At 41.9% G+C, this 5528-nt stretch carries 4 protein-coding genes; 2 read left to right on the top strand and 2 right to left on the bottom strand.

Annotated elements, in window-relative coordinates:
• Positions 1–275: ATP-binding cassette domain-containing protein (locus tag B2089_RS03620; protein WP_296685951.1), on the bottom strand; the 275-nt coding region annotated here is incomplete at its 3' end.
• Between the two features lie 96 nt (positions 276–371).
• On the opposite strand from B2089_RS03620, the gene B2089_RS03615 reads away from it, so the two are divergent.
• Positions 372–2036 (top strand): GGDEF domain-containing protein, encoded by a 1665-nt coding sequence (locus tag B2089_RS03615; RefSeq protein WP_296685948.1) that lies wholly within the window; start codon positions 372–374, stop codon positions 2034–2036.
• 30 nt (positions 2037–2066) lie between these two features.
• On the opposite strand, the gene B2089_RS03610 is transcribed toward B2089_RS03615, so the two are convergent.
• On the bottom strand, positions 2067–4484 hold the full coding sequence (locus B2089_RS03610) for a bifunctional diguanylate cyclase/phosphodiesterase (protein ID WP_296685946.1): 2418 nt from the start codon (positions 4482–4484) through the stop codon (positions 2067–2069).
• 223 nt (positions 4485–4707) lie between these two features.
• Between B2089_RS03610 and B2089_RS03605 the strand changes: the two genes are divergently transcribed.
• Positions 4708–5528: fructosamine kinase family protein (locus B2089_RS03605; RefSeq protein WP_296685943.1), on the top strand; the 821-nt coding region annotated here is incomplete at its 3' end.

Below are 5528 nucleotides of genomic sequence, written 5' to 3'. Positions count from 1 at the left end.
AGGACTGTTTTGCCCGGCTCAAGGTAAGGCTCCTGCTCCAGATATCCCATTGAATACCCCGGAAGAAGCTTGGTTTCGCCAGTGTAATCTTTATCGATTCCTGCAAAAATTTTAAAAAGTGAAGATTTACCGGCACCGTTCTCACCGATAACACCGATTTTTGCTCCGTAGTAGTAAGAAATTGAAATGTCTTTGAGGACTACTTTTGTTCCATACGCGCGAGAAACGCGATCCATCGTGTAAATGATTTTTTTATCGTCGAATGTCTTTGCCATATTAAAAAATTATACATTAAATAGAAGATTTTGTCTCGAAACTGCGGTATTATCTATTTATTGTTTCTGGTTATTTTTTTATAATAAACTGGATAAATGAAAGGTAAAATCAATCCGAAATCGCTTGTTTTAAGAATCCTTCTCACCGCCCTAATTCTGACCGGCATTTATGTGCTTCTCATAGGACACAACACAACTGATGCCCGCATAATCCACTATCAGGAAAAATTTTTTAACAAAGGCTGGTTTTATTACGATAAAGAAGGCAATGAAATTGCAATCGACTCGCTTCCTGTTCATATTCAGACAGACGGAATGAAGTCTGCCATCTTCCACAGGCTTACAGAATTCGAGGACGGAAGGACATCCGTCTGCTTTTACTCGCAGCATCAAAATGTAAAACTCAAGCTGAATAATCAGATTATCTACGAATACAAGACAGAGGCTGTTCCAAAAACAATCATGTCCTACCGCCCTGTCTACAATTTCACTGACTTGCCGCCAATTCCCGCCGGTTCCCTCTTATGTATTGAAACGGAAGCCGTAATTCCTTCCAGCGCAGGAGATTATGAAGAAGTCTTTTTCGGCGATACGGCGCAGATTCTTTTCACAATTCTTCTTAAACACATAAACAGCTTCCTTCTCGGAGTAATGTTCATTGTTATCTCTGTCCTCTTGTTCGGAACTCATCATCTGTTCTCACACACGAACAAAAAAGATTACACATTGCTTCACCTCGCACTTCTGACTTTCACAATCGGTGTCTGGCAGCTCGACGACTCAACGCTTCTTCTTTTCTTCACCGGCTACCTGCCGCTTCTCTGGTGCTGCAAATATCTGTCACAGCTTTTCATACCGATTTTTACATACTTTTTCGTCAAAAGCATTTCGCCTAAAACCAACAGCAAATTCCTGAATGTGTTCTTCTGGATTACGATTGCTGCCGTAGCCGTAGAATACATTCTCCAAATCACAGGCATAAAGGCAATCACGAACACACTTTTTATCTCACATTTTATTTATCTGACAGCATGTATTTACACCCTGCGAATTCTTTTCAAGGAAGACTGGATTAAAGTCAGCAAGCTAAAATATCTTTTCATTGGCTCAATGATTTTATCAACGGTGATTTTTGCATTCACTGCCATTTCAATGTTCAACAACAAATTCTTCAGCTCCATGATGAGTTTCGGGCTTGCGTTCACATTTATCTCAATGATTCTTATCACTTACCAGAAAGAACTTAAGCTTTTTGAAGAAATGAATCTTGTGAATATGTACAAACATCTTGCTTTCGTGGACATTGCCACAGGAGTGAACAACAAAACTGCATGGTACACTCTCGTAGAAAATTTCAACGAAACCACCAGACCGCAAGGTGAATACTGCATGATTGTTTTCGACATGAACAATCTTAAAAAACTCAACGACAATTTCGGGCATCTAATCGGAGACAAAGTAATCAAATCGTTCTGCGAATGTCTCATAAAGATTTTTGGCACAAACGGCGCAATTTACAGAATCGGCGGCGATGAATTCGTCTGTATCTGCCACAATATTTCCCGCGAAAAAGTGCAAAAATTACTGCAAAAATTCGATGAAAGCGTACTCACACAAGAAGAAACCGAGCACAAATTCTCTGCCGCTTATGGATATGAATTCTTCACGCCACATTCACCGGCTGATTTCAAAAAAGCCCTCAATGCCGCTGATGAAAAAATGTATAACGCAAAAGTAGCGATGAAAGCTGCGCGAGAATAATTCAGAAAACACTTACACTAAAATCTAAAATCAGCTGACTTTGAAATCAATCGCCTCGACTGCAGGAATCGGCTTAGAGAAGAAATAGCCCTGAATTGTGTCCGCACCAAATTCTTTGAGACGAAGATATTGCTTTTCTTCCTCAACACCTTCAATAATCATGTTTTTGTCCAGATCGTGCATGAGGTGAATTATATTGCGGATGAATGAATCTTTGCCGTCAACAAGATAGGTATCAACCAAAGACTTGTCGAGCTTGATTACATCAACCGGAATGTAGGTGAGATAACCGAGTGAAGAATAGCCCGTACCGAAATCGTCCATGAGCAGACGGATTCCCAAGTCCTTGAAGCGGCGGAAAATGTCATCGGCAAGAACGCTCCTTTCTAGGAACAAGCCTTCGGTAATCTCAATCTCCAAGAACTGAGGCGGAATATTATATCGCTTGAGCAAATCCTCGACGAAATCAACATAGCCGTGATCGTTGAGCTGATTGCTCGAAAAGTTGACCGAAACAGGATGCAAGGTCTTGCCCTGGTCACGCCATGCGGCAAGCTGCTTGATTACAAGCTCGGTGGTGATTCGACCGATTCGCCAAATCCAGCCGCTGCGCTCCGCAACAGGAATAAACTGGCCCGGATAAATGCCAGGTTCCTTCATTCGGACAAGAGCCTCATAACCGCTGACTTCTTTTGTCTGTGCATCAATCTGCGGCTGATAAAGCATGAAGAATCCGTCGTTGTCGAAAGCCTGCTGAAGCTTTTCTTTGATACGGATTTCTTCGAGAGCCTTTTCTTTCATTTCATCATCATAGATGACAATGCCGTTCTTACCGCGCTTTTTGGCCTCGTACATTGCCGTTTCTGCATTGATGACATGCTGCTCCGGCGGCGTAATTCCGTCTGAGCAAGAAGCTCCCATACTTGCTGTGATAGCAAGAGTCTCATCACCAAGCGGAATAGGAGCACGGATAGCCGCAAAGAGCTGGCGGACAATCTGACATTCCATAGTAAGAACTTCATCAGGAATCACAAGAAGAAGCTCGTCACCGCCAAACCTCGCAATCTTCCATCCGCCTTCCTCGACCATTCCTTTAAGGAGTGCAACAACATACTGCAAGATGCTGTCAGCAAGCGAGTGACCGTAATTCTCGTTGAGCATTTTGAAATCATCAATATCAATGATGATTATGGAATAGACACTTTTTTCGGTCATTGTGTCACGAAGCCAGGCTGTAATCGTGCGGCGGTTGAGGACATCAAGAATCTCATCATATTCTGCCTGATAGCTCAACTGTTCCTGAGAATCCAGAAGAACCTTCTGAGACTTTTTAAGCTCGGCGATATATGTCATGGAAATCATCTTGCCGCATTTTGAGTAGAGCATCAAAACAACCAGCGTAATGAAAAGCATTATTATAGGAGGAAAGATTTTACCATATTGAGAGATGAATGACTCCGGCTTGTTGTAGAAAATCGTATCTTTTGGAAGAAGAGAAAAATCAAGGTTAAAATCCTTCATAAGACTGTAGTCGAATGAAGTGCGGCTCTTCGTATAATCGACAAGTGAAATTTCCGGGCGAGAACCTTTGGTAAGCACCTCATTGACCATTTCACCAACTTTTACGCACTGCTCCTCAACATCCATGTGAATTCCACCAAGAACGCCCATTCCTTCGCCACCGACATAATTGCGGAAAATCGGAACCGTGGCAGAACGAACGACCGTGCCAGTTCGGGAAAGCATCGAATAAACATTCTGATTTTTGTCAGAATAGCAGTTCATATAGAAGAGAATTGAATCTTTTGGCAGCTCGGCAAGAAGGAATACCAAATCTGACTGAGAGAGAAGGGAAGCGTCCAAATCAACGAAAGAATAACCTTTGTATTTGTCGCGGAGTGTCCAGAATGTGCTTATATCAACTTTGCCCGCGACTGACTGATCATGGAGACCGATAAAAGTCTTGCGGTCCGGGAAAAGAGCTTTCGCAAGATTCATCGTCTCCTCAAGGTAATCATTTTCATAGAAACCCGACATCATCGGATTTAGAGAAGCCTTTAAAGCAAGCTCGTAATCGTTTATACCGAAGAAAATAACCGGAATTTTTGGGAAAAGCTCTTCCTGATATTTGATAGCGAATTCAAGGGCTGTATCATCACCAATAAGAATCGCCTCGTACTTTTTGACCTTTGAAAGGCGTTGTTTCATGAAATTGAAGAACTCATCGCCCGAAGTATCTCCTCGGCCATTGGAATACATGTAAGCAACATCATATTCAATTCCGTTAGGATATAAACTTCGCTCAAGCCCCTTAACCTGCGCATCATAAGTAAAATAAAGAGGATCGTAAGAACTGATGAAAAGAACCCGGTGATAGACTTCTACAGGCCGTTTGACAGCTTCTTTTTTATCAATACCCGTTACAATAAAACGCAGGAAAAAAATCAATAATGCTAAAAGACAAAGAATACTTAACCAGAGTGAAAAATTTCTTAAAAAGATAAGAGCCTTTCGTTTATCCATGTTAATCCTTGAGCTTAATCTATTCTATAAATATATCACAACATAAAAAATTTTCAACAAATAATTCAGATTATATTAAAAATTTTCCTTATTTATAGGTAATCAAAAGTTCCTCGACACAAATTGTGATTAAGAGTAATATTTACGCATGTTCAAAAGCCCGGCAAATTACGAGTCTCTGGCAGAAGCACTAGTCTCACTTTACGGAAACAGCATCGCAATCGTCCAGACGGACAGGCTTTCCGGCGGAGACATAAACAAAGCTTACGCCCTGCACCTAAATAATGGCGAAACAGTCTTCATGAAAGCAAATGCCAAAGAAAACTCGGCATTTTTTACGGCTGAAGCACTATCTCTCTCAGCAATCGAATCAACTAAAACTATAAAGACCCCGAAAATTCTCTGCACCGGAACAGATGCAGGTGAACAGGTAGGCTATTCCTTCCTGTTTTTGGAATACATTGAGAGCGCGCCCAAAATCAAAAATTACTGGGAAGTTTTCGGTCAGGAACTTGCGGCCATGCACAATGCTGCCACCCGAAAATTCACCGATGGCAAAAAATTCGGATTCGTGCAGGACAATTTCATCGGCGCAAAATCACAGAAAAATGTTAATTCAGACAGCTGGATAACATTTTTTAGAGATTCACGACTTGAACCACAATTCAAAGAAGCCGACTCTTATTTTGACACAAACGAACGAAAGTTAGTTACAAAACTTCTTGACCACCTTGACGAATTTTTGGTGGAGCCGGAAAATCCAAGCCTCTTGCACGGCGATTTGTGGAAAGGAAACTCAATGTGTGGCTCGGACGGCAAGGCCTGGCTGATTGACCCGGCAGGCTATGTCGGACACGCAGAGACAGATTTAGCCATGACAGAGCTTTTCGGTGGCTTCCCGCAGGAATTTTACGATGCGTACAAAGAAGCAAATCCTTTGAAGCCGGGTTATGACGAGCGGCGGGATTT

The sequence above is a fragment of the Treponema sp. UBA3813 genome, from assembly GCA_002368605.1.
In the GTDB taxonomy this organism is placed as follows: Bacteria; Spirochaetota; Spirochaetia; order Treponematales; family Treponemataceae; genus Treponema_D.
This window is presented reverse-complemented; position numbering and strand designations above follow the sequence as displayed.

Coding starts and splice junctions, on each gene's coding strand:
- B2089_RS03615 (WP_296685948.1), top strand. CDS start 372: ATGAAAGGTAAAATCAATCCGAAATCGCTTGTTTTAAGAATCCTTCTC.